We start from the raw sequence: 25,354 nt of genomic DNA on the forward strand, positions 1-25,354 counted from the left end.
GTCGAGGTCAGGCACGGTCGGGAGCCTGCACCTACCGGCCCAGCCAGCCGTCGACGACGTCGAGGATGTCGAGCAGCTCGTGCGCCACGGCGTCGGGGGTGACGTCGACGGCGACCTGCTGCGTCGCGGGGATGTCGCTGTGCGGCACCCAGATCGCGCGCATCCCCACCTGCTGCGGGCCGTGCACGTCCTCGAACGGGCGGTCCCCCACGTAGGCGGCGGACTCCGGCTCGACCCCGACGGCCGCGCACGCGGCGAGGAACGCCTCGCGGTGCGGCTTCACGACGTGGATCTCCGAGGAGTAGACGTCGCCGTCGAGGAGGTCGAGGACGCCGTCGCGCTGGAACACCTCACGGTGGTACGCGCGGGTCCAGATGGTGTTGGACAGCACGCCCACCTTGAGCCCACGATCGCGCAGCCCCTCCCACAGTGGACGGACCTGCGGGTCGGTGTGGGTGTGCGGCTCCCAGAACCTCCGGTATGCCGCGAGCGCCAGCAGGTGCCGGTCGTGCTCGGGGTCCACGCCGGCCTCCGCGAGGATCGCCTCGATGGACGCGCTCTCGTGCGTCTGGCGTCCGCGGGCCCAGGCCTTCTCCTCGGCCTCGTGGATCCGCAACGCGAGCGAGTCCGCCTCGGCGAGGTCGTCGACCGGCATGGCCGGATCCTCGACCGGCAGGCCGTGGACCTCGCGCGCGAAGACCCGCCACTGCTGGGGCAGGTCGACGGTGTGCCACGGCGTGAGCGTGCCGCCCCAGTCGAAGATGACCGCCTGGAGCGGCGCGTGCTGCCCCACCATCAGCCGGCCGCGCCGTCGGCGCTGGCCGTGCCCGAGGCCGTCCCACGCACCGCCGCGAGGACGGTCGCGACGACGTCGTCGACGGGGACCTCGGTGCGCTCACCGGTGGCGCGGTCCTTGACCTCGACGATGCCGTTCTCCAGCGACTTGCCGACGACGACGATCGTGGGGATGCCGATGAGCTCGGAGTCCTTGAACCGCACGCCGGGGCTGACCTTCTGCCGGTCGTCGAACAGCACGGTCAGCCCGGCTGCCTCGAGCCCGCGCACCAGCTCCTCGGACTTCGTGAAGACCTCGGGGTCGCGCGTCATGTCCTTGCCGGCGGCGACGAGGTGCACGTCGGCCGGGGCGATCTCGCGCGGCCAGCAGAGGCCGAGCTCGTCGTGGTTGCCCTCGGCGACGCACGCCACGGCACGCGAGACGCCGACGCCGTAGGAGCCCATGGTGACCGTCTGGAGCTTGCCGTTCTGGTCGAGCACCTTGAGGTCGAGCGCCTCGGCGTACTTCGTGCCGAGCTGGAAGATGTGGCCCATCTCGATGCCACGGGCGGCCTCGAGGGGGTGGTTGCACGACGGGCAGGCGTCGCCGGGGCGGACGTCAGCCGCCTCGATCGTGCCGTCGGCGGTGAAATCGCGGCCAGCGACGAGGTCGATGACGTGCTTGCCGGCCACGTCGGCGCCGGTGACCCAGCGGGTGCCCTCGACGACGCGGGGGTCGAGCAGGTAGCGGATCCCCGACGCCGACTCGGAGCCGAGCGCACCGGGCCCGATGTAGCCCTTGGCGAGCGCCGGGTGGGCGGCGAAGTCCTTCTCCTCGAAGGCCTCCACCTCGGCGGGCTCGACCTGGGCGCCGAGGCGCTTCTCGTCGATCTCGCGGTCGCCGGGCACGCCGATGGCGAGCGGCTCGCGGGTGCCGTCGGGGTGCACGAGCACCACGAGGACGTTCTTCAGGGTGTCGCCCGCCGCCCAGGGGCGGTCCTCGCGCGGGAACGCCGCGTTGAGGTGGTCGACCAAGGTGTCGATGGTCGGGGTGTCCGGGGTGTCCTCCGCGTGCGCGGCGGGCGCGTCGTCGTAGGGCACCGCGTCGGGGACCGGGACCTGCACGGCCTCGACGTTCGCGGCATACCCGCAGTTGCGGCAGTGGACGTAGGTGTCCTCGCCGTTCTCCGCGGTGGCGAGGAACTCCTCGCTCTTGGACCCACCCATGGCGCCGGCCATCGCCTGGACGATGACGTAGTGGAAGCCGAGGCGGTCGAAGATGCGCACGTAGGCGTCGCGGTGCAGCTGGTAGCTCTTGTCCAGCCCGGCCGAGTCGATGTCGAAGGAGTAGGAGTCCTTCATGACGAACTCACGGCCGCGCAGGATGCCGGCGCGCGGACGCGCCTCGTCGCGGTACTTCGTCTGGATCTGGTAGATCGACAGCGGCAGGTCCTTGTACGACGAGAAGAGGTCCTTCACCGCGAGGGTGAACATCTCCTCGTGCGTCGGGCCGAGCAGGTAGTCGGCGCCCTTGCGGTCCTGGAGACGGAAGATGTTGTCGCCGTACTCGGTCCAGCGACCCGAGGCCTCGTAGGGCTCCTTGGGCAGCAGCGCCGGGAAGAGCAGCTCCTGGGCGCCGATCTGGTCCATCTCCTCGCGGACGATGGTCTCGACGCGGCGCAGGACCTTCAGGCCCAGCGGCAGCCAGGTGTAGATGCCGGGGCTGACGCGGCGGATGTAGCCGGCCCGGACGAGCAGCCGGTGGCTCGGCACCTCGGCATCGGCCGGGTCCTCGCGAAGGGTTCGCAGGAACAGGGTCGACATGCGCAGTGCCACTTCGGACTCCTCAGGTGGTGGACAACCACCAGAGGATATCGGTGCGTATGGCGCCCGCTCACCCCAGTTGTGCCCGCGGACTCCCGCGGTGGTCCGCAGGTCGGCCGGGTGGGCGCTGGCACACTGGCGGCATGCGACCCACGGACGCCGTCGACACCCACCGCATCGAGACCGAGGAGCAGCTGCGCGCACTCGTCGGCGAGCCGCTCCCCCGCGTGCGCGACAAGGTGCGGACGTCGTTGCACGAGCTCGACCGCGACTGGATCGCGGCGTCGCCGTTTTGCGTCCTGGCGACCTCGGACGCCCAGGGGCGGTGCGACACCTCCCCGAAGGGCGACCCGGCCGGGTTCGTCAAGGTCCTCGACGACACGACGCTCGCCGTGCCCGAGCGCAAGGGCAACAAGCGCGTCGACGGCTACCTCAACGTCCTCGAGAACCCCCACGTCGGGCTGCTCTTCCTGGTGCCCGGTCGCGGCGACACGCTGCGGGTCAACGGTCGCGCCCGCCTGGTCAGCGACGCCCCGTTCTTCGACGAGATGGAGGTCAAGGGCCACCGCCCGGTGCTGGCGCTCGTCGTCGACGTGGAGGAGGTCTTCTTCCACTGCGCCAAGGCATTCATGCGCAGCAAGCTGTGGCACCCGGCGACCTGGGACCCGATGGCCGTCGGCTCGCGACCCGAGATCGCCAAGGCGCTCGAGCGGCCGGAGGACTCGGTCGCGGAGCTCGAGAAGTACTACGGCGAGCAGTACTCCACCGGCCTCTACTGACCCGGCCCGACTGCATACCCCAGGTCTTTGAGCGCCTGACCACGCCAGGACGTGGTCAGGCGCTCAAAGACCCGACAGTCAGCGGCCGGCGGCCCTGAGGGCGGTGCGGATGAGCGGGATCTGCAGGGGCAGTCGGGCCACGGTGCCGGCGAACATCGCCTTCGCCCCGGTGGTCTGCTTCCGCTGGGCCCGCTTGGCGTGGTTGGCGCTCATCTGGACGTTGCCCGGCACGATCGCGACCAGCAGGGCCGCGCTGGCCCAGCCTGCGAGCCGACGGGTGCGGGGATGCAGCAGCCCCGCCGCGCAGACCAGCTCGGCGACCCCGGACGCGTAGACCAGTTCGCGCCGTCGCGGCAGCGCATTCGGCACCAGCGGCTCGAACACCTCCGGCTTGGCCAGGTGGGTCACCCCCGAGGTGAGGAACAGGGCGGCCAGTCCGGCGACGTCCTTGCTCAGCGGTGGGGTGGTGTCGCCGACGGCGCGCAGGGTGCTCGATGCGGTCATGGGTCCATCTTGTCCGGCTCGGGGGCGCGGTGCTCGGCGAGCCAGCGGAGCCGGGCCCGCAGCGCGAGCGCGAAGGTGACGCCACCGAGGGCGACCAGCGCGGTCCCCACCCAGAGCCACGTCCGGCCCGCGGGCTGAACACCGGGGACGATGACGACGAACAGCCCGAAGGCGAGCAGCGACCCCGTGAACCACACCAGGGCGTTGCCTGCGGCCGGGTCGTCCTCGCGAGGAGCGTCCTGCTGCATCAGAGCAGGACGGTCGAGAACGAACCGACGTCCTCAAAGCCGACCCTGGCGTAGGTCGCCCGCGCACTGGTGTTGAAGTCGTTGACGTACAACGTGACCCACTTCGCGCGGGTCGTCATGACCTGCTCGACGACCGAGGCCATCAGCGGCACCGCCAGGCCCTGTCCGCGCAGGTGCGGCGCCAGCCACACGCCCTGGAGCTGGGCGCAGCCGAGGGCCACCGACCCGACGTCCGCCTTGAAGACGACGGCGCCGTCCTCGACGACGACGAACGTGTGTCCCCGGTCGATGAGGGCCAGGAGGGCGGTCCGGTATGCCGCGCCGGAGCCCGAGTAGGGCGGGTACCCGATCTCCCCCTCGAACATGTGCGCCGCGGCGGGCATGACGAGGTCCACCTCGTCCGGGGTCGCCGGGCGTACGCGCGGGTCGAGCTCGACGCCCAGGGACGACGGCAGGTCCATGGCGCTCATGAGCGGCTGCTCGGCGCGCACGGCCCGCGCCGGTCCCCAGGCCGGGGCGAGGTGGCGCCACAGCTCGGTGACCTGGTCGGCCGGTCCGAGGATCGAGGCGCAGTGCCGTCGCCAGCGGCGGACGCGGTCGGCGAAGAAGGCGATCTCGGTGTCGTCCGCCTCGACGGGGACGAGGTTGGCGCTGGACCAGCACAACGACTGGAGCCGGCCGTCGACCCGGTGGCCCAGGACGGTGCCCGGCTGCGTCACGAGCACGCCCTCGAGCAGGCGGGCGGCCACGAAGACGTTGGCCGGGAGGTTGCGCGCACACACCTCGAGGGCGTCGTCGCGGTCCGCCGCCGTCAGGGCGTGGACCGGGTTCCGGGTGCGCAGCACGGAGCCAGCCTAGGCGCTGCGCGACCTCGCCGCGTCGCTATCGACGGACGACGCGACGCCGTCCGTTCACAGCACCTGCGACAGGAACCGGCGCAGCCGGTCGCTGCGGGCGTCCTCGAACACCGTGTCGGGCGAGCCGGACTCGACGACGACGCCGCGGTCCATGAAGAGCACCTGGTCGGCGACGGAGCGGGCGAAGCCCATCTCGTGGGTGACGACGAGCATGGTCATGCCCCCCGCCGCGAGGTCGGCCATCGTCGCGAGGACGCCCTTGACGAGCTCCGGGTCGAGCGCCGAGGTGGCCTCGTCGAAGAGCATCACCTGCGGCTGCATCGCCAGCGCCCGGGCGATCGCGACCCGCTGCTGCTGGCCGCCCGAGAGCGTGCCGGGACGCACGTCGGCCTTGTGCCGCAGGCCGACCCGGTCGAGCTGGACCAGCGCCTGCTCGGCCGCCTCGTCCTTGGACAGGCCGCGCAGCCGGGTGAGGCCGAGGGTGATGTTGTCGCGGACGGTCTTGTGCGGGAACAGGTTGAAGTGCTGGAAGACCATGCCGACGCGCTGGCGCAGCTCGTCCGGGTCGTCGGCCAGCACGCTGCGCCCCTCGAGCAGGACGTCGCCGGAGTCCGGCTCCAGGAGGCGGTTCACGACGCGCAGCAGCGTCGACTTGCCCGAGCCCGACGGCCCGATGACACAGGTCGTGGACGCAGCCGGCACGTCGAGCGTGACACCGCGCAGGACGTGGTTGGTGGCGAACGAGAGGTGGACGTCGCGGGTGGCGACCGAGACCCCGGGCGTGGTGGCCGGGGTGGTGCCCGACGTGGCGGTGGTGGTCATCGGTGGGCCTCCTGGGCGAGGTCGAGGGACGGAGCCGCGGGACCGGTCGGGTCGTCGTCCGCGTGCTCGGCGCCGTCGGCGCGGCGGCCGTCGCGCAACCGCCGGTCGATGGCGTTGACCGCGTGGGTCAGCGGGACGGTGATGAGCAGGTAGAACAGGCCCGCCAGCAGCAGCGCCGACTCGTTGCCGGTGTTGGCGGCAGCGTCCTGGCCGATGCGGAACAGGTCGCGCTGGCTGGCGAGCAGCCCCAGGAAGTAGACGAGCGACGACTCCTTGATGAGGGCGATGAACTGGTTGACCAGCGCCGGGAGCACCCGGCGGATGCCCTGCGGGATGACGACCAGCCGCATGCCGCTGGGCCGCGAGAACCCCAGCGCCCGGGCAGCCTCGAGCTGGCCGGCGTCGACGCTCTGGATGCCGGAGCGGAAGATCTCACCGATGTAGGCGCTGGCGATGAGCGACAGCGCGAGGATGCCGAGCGGGTACGGGTTCGGGCCCCAGATCTCCAGCCCGACCGGCGACAGCCCGACCCCGATGAGCAGGATCGTGACCGCCGCCGGCAGGCCGCGGAAGATGTCGGTGTAGACCCGCGCCGGCCACCGCAGCCACCGGCTGCTGGACAGGCCGGCGATGGCCAGGACCATGCCGACGACGGTGCCGATGACGGCCGAGGTGAGGGCCAGGATCAGGGTGTTGGGCAGACCGACCTTGATCAGCTCGGGCAGCGCGGTGCGCATGGCGTCGACGTCGAAGAACGTCTGCCACAGGGTGCTCAGGACATCCATCTCGCTGGCCCTCCTCTCGCAGGTGGGTGGTTACTTCGCGGCGCCGATGGCGACCGAGCCGCTGCCCGGCTTGAAGTCGGCGGGGATCTCACGGCTCGGGTAGTACTGCTTCTGGAGCTTGGCCCAGGTGCCGTCCGCGATGACCTCGTCGAGGGCCTTGTTGACGGCCTCGCGAAGCGCGTCGTTCTGCTGGTTGACGGCATAGGCCTGGCCACCGACGTCGAGCTGCTTGGCGACGGCGAGCACCTTCCCACCGGACTCGCCGGCGGTCTTCTCGCCGATCTCCGCGGGAGTGATCCACGCGTCGGCCGTGCCGGACTTGAGCTGGTTCAGCGCGGCGTTGTAGTCGGGGACGCGCACCGGGTCGAGCTTCTCGCGGGTGGCGAAGTCGTCCTGGACCGTGCCCTGGACGACGACGACGCGCTTGCCGGCGAGCTGGTCGAACGACGTGATGGGCGAACCCTTCGGGACGTCAAGGCCGAGAAAGCCGAAGTCGTACTTGTTGGAGAAGTCGACCGTCTTCTTGCGGGCGTCGGTGATGCTGATCGAGGACGACCCGAGGTCGTACTTGCCGGTCTTGACCTGGGCGAGCAACGAGCTGAACTCGGTGCCGACGAACTCGACCTTGAGCCCCATCTTGGCGGCGACCGCGGTGAGCAGGTCGTTGTCGAAGCCGGTGAACTTGCCGTCCTTGAGGAAGACGTTCGGCGGGGCGTCGGTGAGCGTGCCGACACGCAGGGTGCCCGGCTGCTGGAGGTCGTAGGGGTTGGCCTCGTCGGAGCTGCTGCTCCCCCCACCGCAGGCGGCGAGGGACAGCGCGAGCGCGGCGGAGGTGGCGAGGGCGAGGGCGCGACGGCGCACGGACATGGGTGATCGGTTCCTTGGGTCGGGGGAGACGGTCGGGTCGGCGGTGACCCGGGCGCGGACGGACAGACCGTTCGCGTCGGTGGTGCCTCAGCGGCGTGAGGGTGTGTCGGTGGGTATGACGCGGGCGTGCCGCACGCGGGCCACCCGGAGGCGTCGTGCGCGTGCGGCTACGGACAGACCCGCGCGGGGCCGGGAGCCGGCACCGCGACCCTGCGGCCGCTCGTCATGAACACATCAGAAAGTTATCCCAGCCATAACGCGGAGTGATAACCGGGGTCACGCTTCGCCCACCATGTGGACGCCCTCTGGACAACGAGCGCGTTGCCGAGGCGGCGCGTCAGCCGACGGTGACGGAGGGTGCGCCCGCGCTCGCCTCGTCGATGGGCTCGCCCATCTCCTCGGCGATGCGCATGGCCTCCTCGATGAGGGTCTCGACGATCTGCGACTCGGGGACCGTCTTGACGACCTCGCCCTTGACGAAGATCTGGCCCTTGCCGTTGCCCGAGGCGACCCCGAGGTCGGCCTCGCGGGCCTCCCCCGGACCGTTGACGACGCAGCCCATGACGGCGACGCGCAGCGGGACGGTCATGCCCTCGAGGCCCGCGGTGACCTCGTCGGCCAGCTTGTAGACGTCGACCTGGGCGCGTCCGCACGACGGGCAGGACACGATCTCGAGCTTGCGGGGCTTGAGGTTGAGCGACTGGAGGATCTGGTTGCCGACCTTGACCTCCTCGACGGGAGGAGCGGACAGCGAGACCCGGATGGTGTCGCCGATGCCCTTGGACAGCAGGGCGCCGAACGCCGTCGCCGACTTGATGGTGCCCTGGAAGGCAGGGCCGGCCTCGGTGACCCCGAGGTGCAACGGCCAGTCGCCTCGCTCCGACAGCATCTCGTAGGCCTTGACCATGACGACCGGGTCGTTGTGCTTCACCGAGATCTTGAAGTCGTGGAAGTCGTGCTCCTCGAAGAGCGACGCCTCCCAGACCGCGGACTCCACGAGCGCCTCGGCGGTGGCCTTGCCGTGCTTCTCGAGCAGGCGCGGGTCGAGGGACCCCGCGTTGACGCCGATCCGGATCGAGACGCCGGCGTCCTTGGCCGCGGCGGCGATCTGCTTGACCTGGTCGTCGAACTTGCGGATGTTGCCCGGGTTGACCCGGACGGCCGCGCAGCCGGCGTCGATCGCGGCGAAGACGTACTTCGGCTGGAAGTGGATGTCGGCGATGACGGGGATCTGCGACTTGCGGGCGATGGCGGGCAGCGCCTCGGCGTCGTCCTGGCTCGGGCACGCCACCCGGACGATGTCGCACCCCGAGGCCGTCAGCTCGGCGATCTGCTGGAGCGTGGCGTTGATGTCCGTCGTCGGCGTCGTGCACATCGACTGCACCGAGATGGGAGCGTCCCCGCCGACCTCGACCTTGCCGACCTTGATCTTGCGGGTCTTGCGCCGCGGCGCGAGCACGGGCGGGGGCAGGGACGGCATGCCGAGTCCAACAGTCATGGTTGAAGTATCTCCCAGGGGGTTCGGGACGGCGCCCCCGGGCGGGGGCCCCGGGGCGCGAAGAGGCTCAGCCGCCGAGGCTGATCGGCTTGACCAGGTCGGCGTAGATGAGCAGGACGGACATCACGATGAGGACCGAGGACACGGCATACGCCACCGGCAGCGCCTTGGCGACGTCGACGTGACCGGGGTCGGGGCGGTTGCGGAGCCTGGCGAACCCACGTTTGGTGCCCTCCCACAGCGCGCCCGCGACGTGACCACCGTCGAGCGGTAGGAGCGGGATGAGGTTGAAGACGAACAGCGCGAGGTTGAGCGAGGCCATCAGCGACAGCAGGAAGACGAACGGGTCCATGCCATTCTCGCCGCCGATCCACGGGATCTTGCCGGCGGTGGCGTCGCCCGCCATCCGGCCGACGCCGACCACCGACACCGGGCCGTTCGGGTCGCGCTCGCCGGAGCCGAACGCCGCCTGGGCGACGCCGACCATCTTCTGCGGGATCTTCAGGACGACCCCGGCGGTGGCGAGCAGCTGCTCCCCCACGAACCCGGGGACCGCGGTGACCGACTGCCGTTCGTAGCCGATGATCGCCCCCGACGAGACGCCGAGGAACCCCGTCTCCTGGACGATCGGCCGGCCGTCGGCGTCCACGAGCGGTGTCCCGTCGGGGCCGACCTGCTGGACGGAGTTGCGGATCGGCGTCGCGGTGAGCGTCTTCTCGACGCCGTCACGGCGCACCACGACGTCCACCTGCTGGCCCACGCGCGGGCGGATGAGCTTGCCCACGTCGGCGGTCGTCGTGATGGGCTGGCCCGCCACGGAGACGATCTCGTCGCCGGGCAGGATGCCTGCGGTGAAGGCCGGGGTCTTCGGGTCATCCGCCGCGCAGGTGGTCTTGGTGGCCGCCTCGCTGGCCGGCACGACGCACTCGGAGACGCTGGCGACGCGGGCGCCGGCCTGGGCGGTAGCGACGCCGTACGTCGTGAGGATCCCGGTGAGCAGCACCACGGCGATGACGAAGTTCATCATCGGTCCACCGAGCATGACGATGACCTTCTTGTGCACCGGCAGCTTGTAGAAGACGCGGTCCTCGTCGCCCGGCTTGACCTCCTCGAGACTGAGCTGGCGGGCCTCGTCGGCGAGCTGGGAGAAGCGACCGGTGCTCGACACCCGCAGCGTCCCGGGCTTGTCACCCGGGCGCGGGGGGAACATGCCGATCATGCGGATGTAGCCGCCCAGCGGGATCGCCTTGATGCCGTACTCGGTCTCGCCGCGGGTGCGCGACCAGAGCGTGGGGCCGAACCCGACCATGTACTGCGTGACCTTCACGCCGAACTTCTTCGCAGGGACGAGGTGGCCGATCTCGTGCAGGCCGATGGACAGCCCCACCCCGAGCACCACGAACAGCACCCCGAGCAGGAACAACAGCACGGTCATCAGCGAAGCGCCCCCTCGGCGTCGGTCAGTGGTTCGTCAGCCAGTCGATCATCGGTGAGTCTGTCGTCGGCCAGGCCCAGCACTGCTCGGGCCTGCTCGCGAGCCCACCTGTCGGCGCGCATCACGTCCTCAACGGTCAGTGTCGTCGATTCGATCCCCACGGCAACGGTGTTCGCGTGGTCAGCATGGTCAGCGACCACACGGTCGATCGTGTCGACGATGTCGAGGAAGCCGATCCGTCCCTCGTGGAACGCGTCGACGGCCACCTCGTTCGCGGCGTTGTAGACGGCGGGGTGCGTGCCGCCGGCCTCCCCCACCTGGCGCGCCAGCCGCACCGCGGGGAACGCCTCGTCGTCCAGCGGCTCGAACTCCCACGACTGCGCCTTCGTCCAGTCCACGGGGACGTCGACGTCGGCGAGCCGCTCGGGCCACGACAGCCCGAGGGCGATCGGCACGAGCATCCGGGGCGGACCGGCCTGCGCGATGGTCGAGCCGTCGACGAACTCCACCATCGAGTGGATCATCTGCTGGGGGTGGACGACGACGTCGATCCGGTCGAACGGGATGTCGAAGAGCAGGTGGGCTTCGATGACCTCGAGCCCCTTGTTGACCAGCGTGGCCGAGTTCGTCGTGATGACCCGGCCCATCGTGAAGTTCGGGTGGGCCAGCGCCTGCTCGGGCGTCACGTCGCGCAGGGACTCGCGCGACCGACCGCGGAACGGACCACCGCTGGCCGTCACGACGAGCCTCCGGACCTCCTCGGCGCGCCCACCGCGCAGGCTCTGCGCGATGGCGGAGTGCTCGGAGTCCACCGGCACGATCTGCCCGGGTCGGGCCGCGGCCCTCACCAGCGGGCCACCGACGATGAGCGACTCCTTGTTGGCCAGCGCCAGGACCGAGCCCTCCGCGAGGGCCGCGAGGGTGGGCCGCAGCCCGATGGCGCCGGTGATCCCGTTGAGCACCACGTCCGCACCGCACGAGGCCGCCGTCACCGCGGCGTCGTCCCCGACCACGATCTGGGGCCGGTATGCCGCGCGGCCGGCGCGGGCGGCATACGCACCGATCGCCTCGGCGACCTGCTCGGAGGTGCCGGTGGCCACGGCCACGAGATCCACCTCGAAGGTCACGGCCTGCTCGGCGACGAGGTCGAGGTTGGAGCCGGCCGACAGGGCCGTGACGCGGAACCGGTCGGGGTTGCGCGAGATGACGTCGAGCGCCTGGGTCCCGATGGATCCGGTCGAGCCGAGGATGGCGACGGTGCGCAGGGAGGTCACGCTCCCATTGTCGCAGTCCCCGCCGTCGGGCTCAGTCGGCGGACCGCCCGGACCGCTCGGCGGGCACCTGCCGGGCCGCCAGCGCACGGTCCACCGCCACCAGCGCCCTGCCCACCACGGCGAACAGGACGGCGATCGCCACGAGGTTGAGCAGGACGCGCCCCCAGCCGAGCGTGTCGGCGTCGATGAACGGGTAGGGCCACCACCCGGTGGCGGTCCCGCGCGCCAGGGTGAGCGCACCCCACAGGAGCGGCCAGCCGAGGGACGGAAGGATCGCGGCACGGACCGCCCTCCCCCGGGGACCCGCCACCACCCACGCGACCACGGCCAGGACCGGCACGACGACGTGGAGCAGCTTGTCGACGACGTAGCTCGCCCCCTGGAGGTCGAGGATCGGGCGCAGGAAGAACCAGTGGACGACCCCGGTCACCGTGATGCTCGACAGGGTGGCCAGGTGCACGACCCGCCAGCGGCGCCCGTCCCTCGCGGGGTCGCGGGCCAGTGCGAACGACACTCCTGCGACGAGGAGGTTGGACAAGATCGTGAAGTAGGAGACGAACCTGGCGAGCCGGGTGACCAGACCGGGTTGGGCAGCCGTCTCGAGCACGGACGCACCGGACACCACGAGCGCGAGCTGCCAGAGGATCGCGGCGACCGCGACCGCACCGACGACTCCGTGGACGACGCGACGGGAGGACGGGCTCACTCGCGGAAGACCCGCTCCTCGATGAGCTGCTCCTCGACGAGGCGCCCCTCGGGCTCGAAGCGGCCCTGCTCGAACCGCTTGCGGAACTCCAGCGAGACGTGGTCGACGCCGCTGCGGTTCTTCTCGATCGACATGACGACCCACTGGCGGAAGCGTTCGGCGTTCTCCAAGTGGTAGACGAGGTGGTGCTTGGCCACGACGTCGTACTTGTCGTTGAGGATGAGGATGACGTCGGACTCGTAGGCGAGCGCCGAGGAGCCGCGCAGGTCGTTGACGCGCATGCGCTTGCCGGCGACGAGGCTGCCCTTCTCCGCGGCCACGATCGCGAGCACCGGCACCTGGAACTCCAGCGCCAGGTCCTTGAGCCGCTCGACGACGACGGCGACGCGCTCCTCCTCGCTCCCGGAGAAGTTCGCGACCGGCACCTTCTGGAGGTAGTCCACGAGGACCAGCGGCGGCTGGCTCTCCCGGCTGACGACCTGCTCGATGGCCGTGCGGATCTCGTCCAGCGTCGTGTGCAGGCCGCTCGAGGTGTGCACGTGCAGCCGTTCGCCATACCCCTCGAGCGCGACGACGGCCTCGGCGCCGCCGCGGGCGTTGGCGAAGCGCTCGTGCATGGAGTGGGCGTTGCTGTGCCGGGCCTCGAACCGCTGTCGGATCTTGGTGAGGCTGATGCCGTCGGACCCGGCGATCGCACCCGCCTCGATCGCCAGCAGGCGTTCGAGGACGCTGTGCGCGTCGTGCTCGTAGGAGAAGAAGACCGCCGACCGGTTGGCGGCGACCGCGTTGCGCAGCATCTGCAGCGCCATCGCGGTCTTGCCCAGGCCCTGCGGGCCACCGAGGAGGATCAGCTCACCGGAGCGGAAGCCGCCGGTGAGGGCGACGTCCAGGGTGTCGAAACCGGTCGGCCAGACCCGGGCTCCGGCGGCTCGGCCGGTGCGCATCTTCTCGTCGGTCTCGGCGAGGACCTCGGTGAGCGACCGAAGCCGCGGTGCCGCCCGCCCCGGAAGCACGCTCGGCCCTTGTGCAGGGGCTGGCGCAGGTTCACGAGCAGCTTCGGGGGCAGGCTCGGCCGAGGCCTCGGAGGACTCGACGGTGGTCATGGGGCGATTGAACCCCCATTGCCCTCCGGACGGGAGCACTTCGGCCAAGTTCCTCGAGGGATCTCACGATCCTCCGAGGACCTACCGGACCTACCGGACCTACCGGACGTGTGGTGCGATCAGGGCGCGATCCCCACATACGTCGTCTCGAGGTACTCCTCGATCCCCTCGAACCCGCCCTCGCGGCCGAATCCCGAGGCCTTGACGCCGCCGAACGGAGCGGCCGGGTTCGAGATGATCCCCTGGTTGATGCCGATCATCCCGTACTCCAGCGCCTCGCTGACCCGGATCACCCGGCTCAGGTCGTTCGTGAAGACGTAGGACGCCAGGCCGTACTCCGTGCCGTTGGCCAGGTCGATGGCCTCCTGCTCGGTGCTGAACGACGCGATCGGCGCCACCGGGCCGAAGATCTCCTCGCGCATCATGCGGGCGTCCTTGGCGACACCGGTCAGCACGGTCGGCTCGTAGAAGTAGCCGCGGCCGGGCGCGGCCTTGCCTCCGGTGACGACCGTGGCGCCCTGCTCGCGGGCGTGGTCCACGAGCTCGGCGACACCGTCACGGGCCTTGCCGTCGATGAGCGGTCCGACGTCGACGCCCTTCTTGGTGCCCTTGCCGAGGGTGAGCGCACCCATCCGCTTCGCGAGCCTGGCAGCGAACTCCTCGACGACGCTCTCGTGGACGTAGAACCGGTTGGCCGCGGTGCAGGCCTCGCCGATGTTGCGCATCTTGGCCAGCATCGCGCCGTCGACGGCCCGGTCGAGGTCGGCGTCCTCGAAGACGAGGAACGGGGCGTTGCCGCCGAGCTCCATCGAGACCCGCAGGAGCTGCTCGGCCGACTGCTCGACGAGGCGTCGCCCGACGTTGGTGGAGCCGGTGAAGGTGAGCTTGCGCAGGCGCTCGTCGCGGATGATGGGCTCCATGACCTCACCGGTGCGCGACGTGGTGACGACGTTGAGGACGCCGTCCGGCAGGCCGCACTCCCGCATCAGCTCGGCCAGTGCCAGCATGGTCAGCGGGGTCTGGCTCGCGGGCTTGACGACCATCGTGCACCCGGCGGCGACGGCGGGCCCGATCTTGCGGGTGCCCATCGCCAGCGGGAAGTTCCACGGCGTGATCATCAGCGTGGGGCCGACCGGCTTCTTCATGGTCAGCAACCGGGTCGCACCGTTGGGGGCGGTCGACCAGCGACCGCTGATGCGCACGGCCTCCTCGGAGAACCACCGGAAGAACTCGGCGCCGTAGGTCACCTCGCCGCGGGACTCGGCCAGGGTCTTGCCCATCTCGAGCGTCATCAGCGTGGCGAACTCCTCGGCCCGCTCGGTGAGCTTCTCGAAGGCCGAGCGCAGGATCTCACCGCGGTCGCGGGGCGGCGTCTTCGCCCAGTCCCCTTGCGCCGCAACGGCTGCGTCGAGCGCAGCCCTGCCGTCCTCGACGGAGGCGTCGGCGACGTGGGCCAGCGTCGAGCCGTTGGACGGGTCCTCGACGGCGATGGTCAGGCCGTCGCTGCCGTCGCGCCACTTCCCGCCGATGAGCAGGCCCTTCGGGACGGACTCGATGAGCGACTTCTGGGTGATGGCCATCAGGACTGTTCCTCCGTGGGTGCGTGGTCGTGCGTCTCGTGCGTGTGGTGGTGCGAGGGGATGTGCCCCTCCGGTATGGCGCCGGCGCGGCCCGCCAGCAGGGGCTGCGCGGGGTCCCAGCGGGTCCCCTCCCGGGCGTCCTGGCGACGGCGGGCGATGGCCGAGAGCGCTTCGAGGACAACGCGGTTCGCCAGGGCCGCGGTGATGTCGGCATGGTCGTAGGGCGGACTGACCTCGACGACGTCGACGCCGACGACGGGCAGCTCCAGGCAGATCCGGCGCACCGAGTCGAGCAGCTCGCGGGCGGACAGCCCGCCGGGCTCGGGCGTGCCGGTGCCCGGCGCGTGACCCGGGTCGCAGACGTCGATGTCGACCGAGAGGAAGACGCCCTCGCACTCGTCGGTGGCGATGGCGAACGCGTCGGTGAGGCACTCCTGGAGGCCGCGGTGCACGATCTCGGTCATCTCGAACGAGCGCATCTGCTGGCCGGCCATCCAGTCCAGCGTCTCCGGCGGCGGCCAGTAGCCGCGCAGCCCGACCTGGAGGAACCGGTCGCCGCGCAGGGCGCCGGACTCGATGAGGCGGCGCATGGGCTGGCCGTGGCCCCACAGCGAGCCGAACTCGATGTCGCCGGTGTCGGCGTGCGCGTCGAAGTGGATCATCGACACGCGGCCGTGGCCGAGCACGTTGGCGACTCCCTTGGCGTCCGGGAACGCGATCGAGTGGTCCCCACCGAGGACCACCGGTATGGCGCCCGCCCGGGTGACCTTCTCGACCGCTGCCTCGAGCTTGGGTAGCGACCGCTCGATGTCGCCGGAGTACATCTCGACGTCCCCGGCGTCGACGACCCGCAGGTCGACGAGGCCGTCGGTCCGCATCGCGAGGGAGGGCCGGGAACCGTCGTGCGGCAGGTAGTCCGTCATGCGGATCGCCTGCGGTCCGAAGCGGGTCCCCGGACGGTGGGAGGTCCCGCCGTCGAAGGGTGCACCGAGGATCACGACGTCCGCGTCGGCATACGTGCTCTCGTCGTCGAGGTCGCAGCGGTCCACGCCGAGGAAGGTGAAGTCGGGTCCGTACTGCTGCCCGTATCGCGTCATGATCCGACCCTAGCCGCGTCAGCGGTCATCGGTCTCAGCGGTCCTCCATGCCCCAGGGGGAACCGTAGCCCTCGGGCTTCGGGGCCTTCAGCAGGTCGAGGAACGGCACGGCGTCGAAGGCCTCCGGGCCGAGCACCCCGCTGCCGCTCCACGTGCCGTTGGCGATGAGCTCGAGGGCCACGACGGGGTTCACGGCGGTCTGCCACACGACGCACTGGGCGCCGTACTCCCTCATCGTGTCCTCGTTGTCGGACACGTGGTAGAGGTAGGTGCGCCGGGGCTGCCCGTCCTTGCCGGTGCCGGTGACCCACAGGCCCGCACAGGTCTTCCCCTTCATCTGCGGTCCGATGGTCGCAGGGTCGGGAAGAACCGCCGCGACGACGTCCCGCGGCGACACCTGCACGCCTTTCACGGTGACCATGTCGGTGCGGTCGAGGCCCAGGGTGCGCAACGTCTTGAGGATGCTGATGAGCTCCTCGCCGAGGCCGTACTTGAAGGTGACCCGGTCTGCCTCGACCCAGCGCGGCATGAGGAGCACCTCCTCGTGCTCGACGTGCACGCACTCCACCGGGCCGATGCCCTCGGGGAAGTCGAACACCTCGGGCTCGGCGAACGCCGGGAGCGTGGAGAACCCCGCCTCGACGTCACCGCCGGCGGCCTCGGCCCGTGCCCGGTCCCACACCACGGGCGGGTTGAGGCACTCCTCGATGATCGTCCACATCGAGAACCCGGGCGCGAAGGTCTCGTTCCCGTCGGCGTCGTGGACGGCCAGGTTGGCGCCGTCGCGGGTGCCGAGCTCCTCGATGTGCGAGAACAGGTGGTCGGACGCGTAGCGCGCGAACACGTCGGACAGGCCGGGCTCGACGCCCATGCCCAGCAGCGCGAGCTGCCCCGACGCCTCCCACTCCCCCGCCATCGCGAACTGCTCGTCGCCGAGCTTGACGTGCGCCTTGGCATAGGGCTCCTCGGGGTGGCGCTGCGACAGGCTCATGGCCATGTCGAGGTAGCTCGCCCCGGCGGCCAGTGCACCGCGGAAGATCGGCATCACGAAGCGGGGGTCGACCGCGTTGAAGACGTGGGTGACGGCGTACTGCGCCGCCACCGCTGCGACCGCCGCACCGTCGGAGGCGTCGACCACCGCAGCCACGAGGCGGGTCTCCCCCTCCCGTCGTGCCGAGGCGTTGGCGACCGTCGCCTCGGCCCTCGCCAGGTCGTAGTCGGCGACGACGAGCAGCTCGAAGAAGTCGCGCTCGACGGCGATGCGCGCGGCGGCGTCACCGACGCCACCGGCGCCGATCATGAGGATCCGCATGGGTGTTCCTTGTCTGGTGGGTCAGCGCTTGCGCGCGTTGCCGATGAGCTGGCCGGCCACGACGAGCAGCACCGCGATGACGAACATCGAGAAGCCGATCACGTTGGCCTGGGCGGGGATCCCGCGCAGGTACGAGACGTAGACGAACTTGGGGAACGTCGTCTCGTCACCGGACACGAAGTTGGTGATGATGAAGTCGTCGAAGGACAACGAGAACGCCAGCAGCGCGGCTCCGACGATGCCCGGGAGCACCAGCGGGAAGGTGACCCGCCAGAACGTCCCACCCGGCCCCGCATACAGGTCCTGGGCCGCCTCCTCGAGGCGCGGGTCCAGGCTCTGCAGCCGGGCCTTGACCGTGACGACGACGAAGCTGATGCAGAACATCACGTGGGCGATGACGATCGTCCAGAACCCCAGCCGCAGGCCGAAGCGGGAGAAGCCCTGCACGAAGATCGTCAGCAGGCTGGCTCCCAGCACGATCTCGGGCGTCGCCATCGGGACGAAGACGAGCACGTTGCTCGTCGCCCGCCCGCGGAAGCGGTGCCGCACCAGCGCGAAGGCGAGCATCGTGCCCAGCACCGTGGCCACGACCGTCGCGATCGCCCCGACCTGGATCGAGGTCACCAGCGCCTCGCACACGCCGGGGGCGCCGCAGGGGTCCTTCCAGTGCTTCAGCGTGGGACCGGCCGCGGAGTTCCAGACGATGTTGGACTTGCGGTAGTCGTTGAAGGAGAAGACGAACGTGTAGGCCACCGGGACGAAGAGGTAGACGAGCACCGCGAGCGCGGCGATCATCGCGACGTGCGTGGTGAGCCAGGTCTTCACCCGGGCGCCGGTCGTCGGACCGGCGGCGTCCGACCGAGGGGGCGTGGACCCACCCGTGCGGGGGCGTGAGGCGGTGGCGGTCACAGGAGCTCCTCCGTGCCGAACTTGCGGATGTAGACGAACACCATCGCGAGGATGATCGCCATGAGGGTGAAGCTGAGCGCGGCAGCGGTCGGGAAGCCGCCGAGCACCCGGAAGAACTGGCTCTCGATGACGTTGCCGACCATCTTGGTGCTGCGGTCCGAGCCGAGCAGCTCGGCGTTGACGTAGTCACCCGCCGCCGGGATGAAGGTGAGCAGCGTGCCGGCGATGACGCCCGGCAGGCTCATCGGGAGCGTGACCTTGCGGAAGGTGGTGAGGCCGTTGGCGTAGAGGTCGCCACCGGCCTCGATGACCTTGGGGTCGGCCCGCTCGAGCGAGGCGTAGATCGGCAGCACCATGAACGGCAGGAAGTTGTAGGTCAGGCCCGCGACGACCGCGACCCACGTCTCGGTGATCCGGCCCCCGGGCAGCAGGTGCAGGAAGTTGAGGGTGTCCGCGACCGGCCCGTTGTCCGCGAGGATCTGGCGCCACGCGATGGTGCGCAGGATGAACGAGGTGAAGAACGGGGCGATGACGCAGATCATCATGACGCTGCGCCAGCGACCGGCCTTGAACGCCATCGCGTACGCCAGGGGGTAGGCCAGGACGAACGCGAAGAAGGTGGCCAGGCCGGCATACAGCAGGGACCGCCCGAAGTGCGGTGCGAAGTCGGTGATCGCCGTGAGGTAGTTCCCGAAGTTGACGTCCCGGTAGTAGTAGCCGGGGTAGCCGGGGAACCCGCTCTGGAGCGAGACCGTGAAGAGCTGCACCAGCGGCAGCACGAAGAAGACGAGCAACCACAGGGCGCCGGGGACGAGCAGCAGGTATGCCGCCCACGACCGACCGCCGCGCTCCTGCGGCGGTCCGTGGTCCGGTGCCGCCGGTGTCCCCCCGCCCACGTGGGCGAGGGCGCTCACGACGCGACCTTGGCTTCGGCCGCAGCTGCCTCGTCCACCTCGACCCCGAACGCGTGCCCGGAGTCCCACTCGAGCCACACGGTGTCGCCGGGGCGCAGGGTGTTGCGCTCGACGTCGAGGTTCTGCTCGTAGACGGCCCAGGTGCTGCCGCTGGGGACGGTCACGAGGTACTGCGTCGCGACCCCGGTGAAGGACACGTCGACCAGCGTGGCCTTGACGTCGTTCCCGGCACCGGTGGGCTGGTCGGTGGTGATCCGCACCTTCTCGGGACGCACCCCGAACATGATCTTGCCGCTGTGGACGGCCGACCTGGCCTTCGGGATCCGCACGGACGTGCCGGCGACGTCGACGACGAGGTTGTCACCGTCGGTGCCGGTGACCTCGCCCACGCCGAGGTTGGACTGCCCGACGAAGTTGGCCACGAACGACGTGCGCGGCAGGTCGTAGAGCTCCTCGGGGTGACCCATCTGCTCGATCTGCCCGGCGTTCATCACGGCGACGGTGTCGGCCATGGTCATGGCCTCCTCCTGGTCGTGCGTGACGTGGATGAAGGTCAGGCCGACCTCGGTCTGGATGCGCTTGAGCTCGACCTGCATCTGACGACGCAGCTTGAGGTCGAGGGCACCGAGCGGCTCGTCGAGCAGGAGGACCTCGGGACGGTTCACCAGGGCCCGGGCCAGTGCCACGCGCTGCTGCTGGCCACCGGAGAGCTGAGCCGGCTTGCGGGCCGCGAAGCCCGACATCTGCACGAGCTCGAGCGCGTCGTCGGCGGCCTTGGCCGCGTCGGCGTCGCCGCGGCGCTTGGGACCGAAGCCGACGTTGTCACGGATGGTGAGGTGCGGGAACAGCGCGTAGCTCTGGAACACCGTGTTGACGGGACGCTCGTAGGGCTTGGACCCGGTGAGGTCCGTGTCACCGATGAGGATGCGGCCACGGGTCGGCTGCTCGAGACCGGCCACCATGCGCAGGGTCGTCGTCTTGCCGCAGCCGGACGGGCCGAGCAGGGCGAAGAACGAGCCGCGCGGGACGGTCAGGCTCAGGTCGTCGACGGCGGTGAAGCTGGCGAACTGCTTGGTCACCGACTCGAGGTTGAGGTCGCCTTTGGCCGTGCGGAAACCGGACCCGCCGGAGGAGAAGAGTGCCATCAGTTACCGACCACCTTTGCCCAGATGCCGCTGTAGTCGGCGTCCTCCTGTGCGGAGAGCGCCCGGAAACCCTTGATGTTGTTGTCCTTGATGTAGGACTCGCTGGGGAAGATGAACGGGCTCTTGGCGAGCTCGGGGTCGATCTTCTCCATCTCGGCCTGGGCACCGGTGACCGGACAGACGTAGTTGACGTACGCGGCGACCTCGGCCGCGACCTCCGGTTGGTAGTAGTAGTCCATGAGCGCCATGGCGCTCTTCCGGTGCGTCGAGGTGATCGGGATCATCATGTTGTCGCTCCAGAGGGTGCCGCCCGACTCGGGGATCACGAACTCCCAGTTGTCGTTCTCGGTCTCGGCCCGCAGGACGAACAGGTCGCCGCTCCAGACGATCCCGGCGATGGCGTTGCCGCTCTTGAGGTCCTCGAGGTAGCTGTTGCCCTTGACCCGTCGGATGTAGCCGTCGCTGATCCGCTTGTCGATCTCGGCGACCGCTGCCTCGAACTGCGCCTTGCCGAACCCGCCGGAGATGTCGACGCCCTGCTGGAGCATGACCAGCCCCAGGGTGTCGCGGAACTCGCTCAGCACGACGATCTTGCCCTTGAGGTCGTCCTGCCACAGGTCGTCGAGGCTCTTGAGCTCGCGCCCCACCTTGGACTTGTCGTAGCCGATGCCGGCGAACCCGCTCTGCCAGGTCAGCGAGTGCTGGCGACCCGGGTCGAAGGAGACGTCCTTGAGCGAGTCGAGCAGGTTGGCCGCGTGCGGCATGCGGATCAGCTCGAGGGGCTGGGCGAGGCCGTCCCGGATCACGCGGTTGGCCATCCAGTCGGTGAAGACGAAGATGTCGCGGTCGATGTCCTGCTTGGCCCGCAGCTGCGGCGCGATCTTGTTGAAGTAGGAGTCGTTGTCGTCGACGTCCTCGCTGTACGTGACCTGGATCCCGGTCTTCTTGATGAAGGCCTCGAGGGTGGGGTACTTCTTGGTGTCCTCGTCGTAGTCGAGGTACGCCGTCCAGTTGGCCCACTTCAGGGTCTTGTCGGTTGCGGAGACGTCCGTCGGCAGCTTGACCGCGACGGCGCCGCTGGCCGGCGGCGCGGGCGGTGCGCACGCCGAGAGCGCTGCCGCAGCACCTCCCATGAGCGAGGCGCCGAGGAGGCCTCGACGGGTCATCGACCGGTCACGACCGGCGGACATCGCGGCACGGACCAGGCCGCGGGTGACGGGGTCTGCGGGGGGTCGCAGTGGTTTCATCGGCACTCACTAGGGTTCGGCCGGCCGACGCCCGAGGGCACCGGCCGGGTGGGACGGAGGTCAGCTGTCGATGTTGGCCATCACGTGCTTGATGCGCGTGTAGTCCTCGAAGCCGTACATGGACAGGTCCTTGCCATAACCGGACTTCTTGAAGCCGCCGTGCGGCATCTCCGCGACGACAGGGATGTGGGTGTTGATCCAGACGCAGCCGAAGTCGAGCGCCTTGGAGACGCGCATCGCCCGGCCGAAGTCCTTGGTCCAGACGCTGGAGGCCAGGCCGTAGTCCACGTCGTTGGCCCAGCGGATCGCCTCCTGCTCGTCGGTGAACCGCTGGACGGTGATGACCGGGCCGAAGATCTCGTCCTGGATGGCCTCGTCGTCCTGGGCCAGCCCCGACAGCACGGTCGGCTCCAGGAAGAACCCGTCGCCGAGCGAGGTCAGACGGTGCCCACCGGCGGCCACGGTCGCGTGGTCCGGGAGCCGCGACAGGAACCCCTCGACGCGCTCGAGCTGGTTGCGGTTGTTCACCGGTCCGAGCAGGGCGTCGGGGTCCTCGGGCAGGCCCACCTTGACCGAGGTCTTCGCGTGCTCCGCCAGCGCGGCGACGAAGTCGTCGTGGATCCGTGGGGCCACGAGCACGCGGGTGGCGGCCGTGCAGTCCTGGCCGGCGTTGAAGTAGCCCGCGGTGGCGATCCCCTCCACGGCGGCCTCGAGGTCCGCGTCGTCGAAGACGATGACCGGCGCCTTGCCCCCGAGCTCGAGGTGCACCCGCTTGAGGTCGCGGGCCGCGCTCTCGGCCACCTGCATGCCTGCCCGCACCGAGCCGGTGATCGCGACGAGCGCTGGCGTGCGGTGCTCGACCACGGCCCGGCCGGTCTCCCGGTCGCCGGTGACGACGTTGAACGTGCCGGCCGGCAGGAACTCCGAGGCGATCTCGGCCATGAGCAAGGTGGTCTCGGGCGTGGTGTCCGAGGGCTTGAGCACGACGGTGTTGCCCGCGGCCAGGGCCGGGGCGATCTTCCACGTCGCCATCATCATCGGGTAGTTCCACGGGGTGACCTGGCCGACGACGCCGATCGGCTCGCGCCGGATCCAGCTCGTGTGGCCCCTCATGTACTCGCCGGCCGAGCGGCCCTCCAGCACGCGGGCGGCACCGGCGAAGAAGCGGATCTGGTCGACCATCGGCGGCACCTCCTCGCTCGCGGTGAGGGCGTGCGGCTTGCCGGTGTTCTCGGACTCGAGCCGGACGAACTCGTCGGCGCGGCGCTCGATGGCGTCGGCGAACTTGAGCAGCGCGGCCTGGCGCTCGCTCGGGGTGGTCTGGCCCCACTCCTCGAACGCCGCGCTCGCCGAGGCGTACGCGTCGTCGACGTCCTGCGCCGTGGACACCGCGGCGGTGGCGACGACCCGTGCCGTGACGGGACTGACGATGTCGGCGCGGACGTCGGTCTGGGCGTCGACGTAGCGACCGCCCACGAAGTTGCGCAGCCTGCGCGGGGCGGACCCGGCGCCCGGGTCGCCGACGGCCGTCGCGGCATACGGGTCCGACGCTGGCGCCGGTGACGGTGCTGAGGACGGTGCGGGGGGTGTGGCGCCGGCGTGCGTGGCAGTCACTGACACTCCAAGGAAGCTCGGGAACGGATTCCGGTGGTTGGCACTGTAGACCCAGCTCCACGGATTTCAATAGGTTCTCGAGGGTTCGTTGCGGAAATCAACATCGAATTTACATTTCGGCAACGGAATCAGTCGCGCAGGGACTTGCGCCGAACACGATCAAACGACACCATGGCCGCGTGACCCGCACCCCCGGCAACGGCACCGATGTGCGCCTCGACGACGTGTCGAAGGCGATCATCGAGCTGCTGCAGGAGGACGGGCGGCAGTCCTACGCCACGATCGCCAAGCGCGTCGGGCTGTCGGAGGCGGCGGTGCGCCAGCGGGTGCAGCGCCTCCTCGACCAGGAGGTCATGCAGATCGTCGCCGTCACCGACCCCCTCCAGGTGGGGTTCCGGCGCCAGGCGATGATCGGCATCCGCGTCGACGGGGACCTGACGCCTGTCGGTGACGCGTTGTCGGCCATGGCTGAGGTCGACTACGTCGTCACCACGGCAGGATCGTTCGACATCCTCGCCGAGGTCGTCTGCGAGGACGACACCGAGCTGCTCGAGCTCCTCACGAAGCGGATCCGCCCCCTGCCGGGGGTGCAGTCCACCGAGACGTTCGTCTACCTGAAACTCAACAAGCAGCACTACAACTGGGGTACCCGATGAGCATCGATTCCACGTCCACGACCCCGGCCGGCACCGCCTACGCAGACGCCGCCCGCGACCACCTGTGGATGCACTTCACCCGCCACTCCACGTACGAGGAGGGCGGCAAGGTCCCCGTCATCGTCCGCGGTGAGGGCCACAAGATCTGGGACGACAAGGGCAAGGAGTACATCGACGGGCTCGCCGGCCTGTTCGTCGTCCAGGTCGGCCACGGTCGCCAGGAGCTCGCGGACGCCGCGGCCAAGCAGGCCAAGGAGCTCGCCTTCTTCCCGCTGTGGTCCTACGCGCACCCGAAGGCCATCGAGCTCGCCGAGCGCCTCGCCGCCGGCGCCCCCGGCGACCTCAACCGCGTCTTCTTCACCACCGGTGGTGGCGAGGCCGTCGAGACCGCGTGGAAGCTCGCCAAGCAGTACTTCAAGCTCACCGGCAAGCCCACCAAGCACAAGGTCATCTCGCGGTCGGTGGCCTACCACGGCACCCCGCAGGGAGCCCTGTCCATCACCGGCATCCCGGCCGCCAAGGAGATGTTCGAGCCGCTCGTGCCGGGCGCCTTCAAGGTCCCCAACACCAACCTCTACCGCGCGCCGGAGCACCTGCGCGACGACGAGAAGGCCTTCGGCCGCTGGGCCGCCGACCGCATCGCCGAGGCCATCGAGTTCGAGGGCCCCGACACCGTGGCCGCCGTCTTCCTCGAGCCGGTGCAGAACTCCGGTGGCTGCTTCCCGCCGCCGCCCGGGTACTTCGAGCGGGTCCGGGAGATCTGCGACGAGTACGACGTCCTGCTGGTCTCCGACGAGGTCATCTGCTCGTTCGGCCGCATCGGCTCGATGTTCGCCTGCGACGACTTCAACTACGTCCCCGACATCATCACCTGCGCCAAGGGCATGACCTCCGGGTACTCCCCCATCGGCGCGATGATCGCCAGCGACCGCCTGTTCGAGCCGTTCAAGAAGGGCACGACGAGCTTCCCGCACGGCTACACCTTCGGTGGCCACCCGGTGAGCTCGGCGGTCGCCATGGCCAACCTCGACATCTTCGACCGCGAGGGCCTCAACGACCACGTCAAGGAGAACGCCCCGAACTTCCGGGCGACCCTGGAGAAGCTGCGCGACCTGCCGATCGTCGGTGACGTCCGCGGCGCCGGGTACTTCTACGGCATCGAGCTCGTCAAGGACAAGGAGACCCGCGAGACGTTCAACGACGCGGAGTCCGAGCGCCTGCTGCGTGGCTACCTCTCCAAGGCCCTCTTCGACGCCGGCATCTACTGCCGCGCCGACGACCGTGGCGACCCGGTCATCCAGCTCGCGCCGCCGCTCATCATCGGCCAGCCCGAGTTCGACGACATCGAGAGCCGCCTGCGGTCGGTCCTCAAGGACGCCGAGAAGCACCTCTGAGCCGGCCGCC

24 protein-coding genes are annotated in these 25,354 nt (G+C 70.1%); 3 read left to right on the plus strand and 21 right to left on the minus strand.

Going from position 1 to position 25,354, the window contains the following annotated elements; translation table 11 throughout:
* Positions 1–31: 31 nt before the first annotated feature.
* Both ABD286_RS04440 and ABD286_RS04445 read right to left on the minus strand, forming a co-directional pair.
* Positions 32–796 (minus strand): HAD family hydrolase, encoded by a 765-nt coding sequence (locus ABD286_RS04440; protein ID WP_344190677.1) that lies wholly within the window; start codon positions 794–796, stop codon positions 32–34.
* Positions 796–2,610 carry a proline--tRNA ligase gene (locus ABD286_RS04445; protein WP_344190679.1) on the minus strand — a complete coding sequence of 605 codons (1,815 nt, stop codon included), beginning with the start codon at positions 2,608–2,610 and terminating at the stop codon, positions 796–798. Before ABD286_RS04445 ends, ABD286_RS04440 begins: the two co-directional genes overlap by 1 nt.
* A gap of 131 nt (positions 2,611–2,741) precedes the next feature.
* Between ABD286_RS04445 and ABD286_RS04450 the strand changes: the two genes are divergently transcribed.
* Positions 2,742–3,377: a pyridoxamine 5'-phosphate oxidase family protein gene (locus ABD286_RS04450; protein ID WP_344190681.1), complete on the plus strand. Its 636-nt coding sequence runs from the start codon at positions 2,742–2,744 to the stop codon at positions 3,375–3,377.
* A 78-nt stretch (positions 3,378–3,455) separates the two neighbouring features.
* On the opposite strand, the gene ABD286_RS04455 is transcribed toward ABD286_RS04450, so the two are convergent.
* The 19 genes from ABD286_RS04455 to ABD286_RS04545 all read right to left on the minus strand — a co-directional run bounded on the left by ABD286_RS04455 (position 3,456) and on the right by ABD286_RS04545 (position 23,168).
* On the minus strand, positions 3,456–3,881 hold the full coding sequence (locus tag ABD286_RS04455; protein ID WP_344190683.1) for a DoxX family protein: 426 nt from the start codon (positions 3,879–3,881) through the stop codon (positions 3,456–3,458).
* The gene (locus ABD286_RS04460) at positions 3,878–4,129 is read right to left on the minus strand and encodes a hypothetical protein (RefSeq protein ID WP_344190685.1); all 252 of its coding nucleotides are present in this window, start codon (positions 4,127–4,129) and stop codon (positions 3,878–3,880) included. The genes ABD286_RS04455 and ABD286_RS04460 overlap by 4 nt, the downstream gene beginning before the upstream one ends.
* Positions 4,129–4,974 (minus strand): GNAT family N-acetyltransferase, encoded by an 846-nt coding sequence (locus ABD286_RS04465; protein ID WP_344190687.1) that lies wholly within the window; start codon positions 4,972–4,974, stop codon positions 4,129–4,131. The genes ABD286_RS04460 and ABD286_RS04465 overlap by 1 nt, the downstream gene beginning before the upstream one ends.
* Before the next feature lie 66 nt (positions 4,975–5,040).
* Positions 5,041–5,808: an amino acid ABC transporter ATP-binding protein gene (locus ABD286_RS04470; RefSeq protein ID WP_344190690.1), complete on the minus strand. Its 768-nt coding sequence runs from the start codon at positions 5,806–5,808 to the stop codon at positions 5,041–5,043.
* Positions 5,805–6,593 carry an amino acid ABC transporter permease gene (locus tag ABD286_RS04475; protein WP_344190693.1) on the minus strand — a complete coding sequence of 263 codons (789 nt, stop codon included), beginning with the start codon at positions 6,591–6,593 and terminating at the stop codon, positions 5,805–5,807. The genes ABD286_RS04470 and ABD286_RS04475 overlap by 4 nt, the downstream gene beginning before the upstream one ends.
* 30 nt (positions 6,594–6,623) lie before the next feature.
* A complete protein-coding gene (locus ABD286_RS04480) occupies positions 6,624–7,460 on the minus strand; it encodes an ABC transporter substrate-binding protein (RefSeq protein ID WP_344190696.1) in 837 nt (278 codons plus the stop codon).
* A gap of 337 nt (positions 7,461–7,797) precedes the next feature.
* Positions 7,798–8,958: a flavodoxin-dependent (E)-4-hydroxy-3-methylbut-2-enyl-diphosphate synthase gene (ispG, locus tag ABD286_RS04485; RefSeq protein ID WP_344190698.1), complete on the minus strand. Its 1,161-nt coding sequence runs from the start codon at positions 8,956–8,958 to the stop codon at positions 7,798–7,800.
* Between the two features lie 67 nt (positions 8,959–9,025).
* Positions 9,026–10,393, minus strand: a complete 1,368-nt coding sequence (locus ABD286_RS04490; protein ID WP_344190701.1) for a M50 family metallopeptidase — start codon at positions 10,391–10,393, stop codon at positions 9,026–9,028.
* Complete coding sequence (gene dxr, locus ABD286_RS04495) at positions 10,393–11,667, minus strand: 1-deoxy-D-xylulose-5-phosphate reductoisomerase (protein WP_344190703.1); 1,275 nt, start codon at positions 11,665–11,667, stop codon at positions 10,393–10,395. Before dxr ends, ABD286_RS04490 begins: the two co-directional genes overlap by 1 nt.
* 31 nt (positions 11,668–11,698) lie before the next feature.
* Positions 11,699–12,373 carry a Pr6Pr family membrane protein gene (locus tag ABD286_RS04500; protein WP_344190705.1) on the minus strand — a complete coding sequence of 225 codons (675 nt, stop codon included), beginning with the start codon at positions 12,371–12,373 and terminating at the stop codon, positions 11,699–11,701.
* A complete protein-coding gene (locus ABD286_RS04505) occupies positions 12,370–13,476 on the minus strand; it encodes a DnaB-like helicase C-terminal domain-containing protein (RefSeq protein ID WP_344190707.1) in 1,107 nt (368 codons plus the stop codon). The genes ABD286_RS04500 and ABD286_RS04505 overlap by 4 nt, the downstream gene beginning before the upstream one ends.
* 119 nt (positions 13,477–13,595) lie before the next feature.
* The gene (locus ABD286_RS04510) at positions 13,596–15,056 is read right to left on the minus strand and encodes an NAD-dependent succinate-semialdehyde dehydrogenase (protein WP_344190709.1); all 1,461 of its coding nucleotides are present in this window, start codon (positions 15,054–15,056) and stop codon (positions 13,596–13,598) included.
* The gene (speB, locus tag ABD286_RS04515; RefSeq protein WP_344190711.1) at positions 15,056–16,153 is read right to left on the minus strand and encodes an agmatinase; all 1,098 of its coding nucleotides are present in this window, start codon (positions 16,151–16,153) and stop codon (positions 15,056–15,058) included. The genes ABD286_RS04510 and speB overlap by 1 nt, the downstream gene beginning before the upstream one ends.
* A gap of 34 nt (positions 16,154–16,187) precedes the next feature.
* Entirely contained in the window at positions 16,188–17,465 is a 1,278-nt protein-coding gene (locus tag ABD286_RS04520) for a saccharopine dehydrogenase family protein (RefSeq protein ID WP_344190713.1), read from the minus strand.
* 21 nt (positions 17,466–17,486) lie between these two features.
* The gene (locus ABD286_RS04525) at positions 17,487–18,260 is read right to left on the minus strand and encodes an ABC transporter permease (protein ID WP_344193253.1); all 774 of its coding nucleotides are present in this window, start codon (positions 18,258–18,260) and stop codon (positions 17,487–17,489) included.
* A gap of 110 nt (positions 18,261–18,370) precedes the next feature.
* Complete coding sequence (locus ABD286_RS04530; RefSeq protein ID WP_344190715.1) at positions 18,371–19,288, minus strand: ABC transporter permease; 918 nt, start codon at positions 19,286–19,288, stop codon at positions 18,371–18,373.
* Positions 19,285–20,433, minus strand: coding sequence for an ABC transporter ATP-binding protein (locus ABD286_RS04535; protein WP_344190717.1), 1,149 nt, complete (start codon positions 20,431–20,433; stop codon positions 19,285–19,287). The genes ABD286_RS04530 and ABD286_RS04535 overlap by 4 nt, the downstream gene beginning before the upstream one ends.
* Positions 20,433–21,680, minus strand: a complete 1,248-nt coding sequence (locus tag ABD286_RS04540; protein WP_344190719.1) for an ABC transporter substrate-binding protein — start codon at positions 21,678–21,680, stop codon at positions 20,433–20,435. The genes ABD286_RS04535 and ABD286_RS04540 overlap by 1 nt, the downstream gene beginning before the upstream one ends.
* 60 nt (positions 21,681–21,740) lie before the next feature.
* Complete coding sequence (locus ABD286_RS04545; RefSeq protein ID WP_344193255.1) at positions 21,741–23,168, minus strand: gamma-aminobutyraldehyde dehydrogenase; 1,428 nt, start codon at positions 23,166–23,168, stop codon at positions 21,741–21,743.
* Positions 23,169–23,473: 305 nt separating this feature from the next.
* Here ABD286_RS04545 and ABD286_RS04550 point away from each other — a divergent pair, with 305 nt between their 5' ends.
* The gene (locus tag ABD286_RS04550) at positions 23,474–23,950 is read left to right on the plus strand and encodes an Lrp/AsnC family transcriptional regulator (RefSeq protein WP_344190721.1); all 477 of its coding nucleotides are present in this window, start codon (positions 23,474–23,476) and stop codon (positions 23,948–23,950) included.
* Complete coding sequence (locus ABD286_RS04555) at positions 23,947–25,344, plus strand: aspartate aminotransferase family protein (RefSeq protein ID WP_344190723.1); 1,398 nt, start codon at positions 23,947–23,949, stop codon at positions 25,342–25,344. Before ABD286_RS04550 ends, ABD286_RS04555 begins: the two co-directional genes overlap by 4 nt.
* Positions 25,345–25,354 lie beyond the last annotated feature (10 nt).

The organism is Pedococcus aerophilus, from assembly GCF_039532215.1.
GTDB lineage: Bacteria > Actinomycetota > Actinomycetes > Actinomycetales > Dermatophilaceae > Pedococcus > Pedococcus aerophilus.

Bases quoted from the DNA above. Each gene is read 5' to 3' on its own strand.
- ABD286_RS04440 (WP_344190677.1), bottom strand. From the start codon at position 796: ATGGTGGGGCAGCACGCGCCGCTCCAGGCGGTCATCTTCGACTGGGGC.
- ABD286_RS04450 (WP_344190681.1), top strand. From the start codon at position 2,742: ATGCGACCCACGGACGCCGTCGACACCCACCGCATCGAGACCGAGGAG.
- ABD286_RS04455 (WP_344190683.1), bottom strand. From the start codon at position 3,881: ATGACCGCATCGAGCACCCTGCGCGCCGTCGGCGACACCACCCCACCG.
- ABD286_RS04460 (WP_344190685.1), bottom strand. From the start codon at position 4,129: ATGCAGCAGGACGCTCCTCGCGAGGACGACCCGGCCGCAGGCAACGCC.
- ABD286_RS04470 (WP_344190690.1), bottom strand. From the start codon at position 5,808: ATGACCACCACCGCCACGTCGGGCACCACCCCGGCCACCACGCCCGGG.
- ABD286_RS04475 (WP_344190693.1), bottom strand. From the start codon at position 6,593: ATGGATGTCCTGAGCACCCTGTGGCAGACGTTCTTCGACGTCGACGCC.
- ABD286_RS04480 (WP_344190696.1), bottom strand. From the start codon at position 7,460: ATGTCCGTGCGCCGTCGCGCCCTCGCCCTCGCCACCTCCGCCGCGCTC.
- ispG (WP_344190698.1), bottom strand. From the start codon at position 8,958: ATGACTGTTGGACTCGGCATGCCGTCCCTGCCCCCGCCCGTGCTCGCG.
- ABD286_RS04490 (WP_344190701.1), bottom strand. From the start codon at position 10,393: ATGACCGTGCTGTTGTTCCTGCTCGGGGTGCTGTTCGTGGTGCTCGGG.
- ABD286_RS04505 (WP_344190707.1), bottom strand. From the start codon at position 13,476: ATGACCACCGTCGAGTCCTCCGAGGCCTCGGCCGAGCCTGCCCCCGAA.
- ABD286_RS04510 (WP_344190709.1), bottom strand. From the start codon at position 15,056: ATGGCCATCACCCAGAAGTCGCTCATCGAGTCCGTCCCGAAGGGCCTG.
- speB (WP_344190711.1), bottom strand. From the start codon at position 16,153: ATGACGCGATACGGGCAGCAGTACGGACCCGACTTCACCTTCCTCGGC.
- ABD286_RS04520 (WP_344190713.1), bottom strand. From the start codon at position 17,465: ATGCGGATCCTCATGATCGGCGCCGGTGGCGTCGGTGACGCCGCCGCG.
- ABD286_RS04525 (WP_344193253.1), bottom strand. From the start codon at position 18,260: ATGATCGCCGCGCTCGCGGTGCTCGTCTACCTCTTCGTCCCGGTGGCC.
- ABD286_RS04535 (WP_344190717.1), bottom strand. From the start codon at position 20,433: ATGGCACTCTTCTCCTCCGGCGGGTCCGGTTTCCGCACGGCCAAAGGC.
- ABD286_RS04540 (WP_344190719.1), bottom strand. From the start codon at position 21,680: ATGAAACCACTGCGACCCCCCGCAGACCCCGTCACCCGCGGCCTGGTC.
- ABD286_RS04555 (WP_344190723.1), top strand. From the start codon at position 23,947: ATGAGCATCGATTCCACGTCCACGACCCCGGCCGGCACCGCCTACGCA.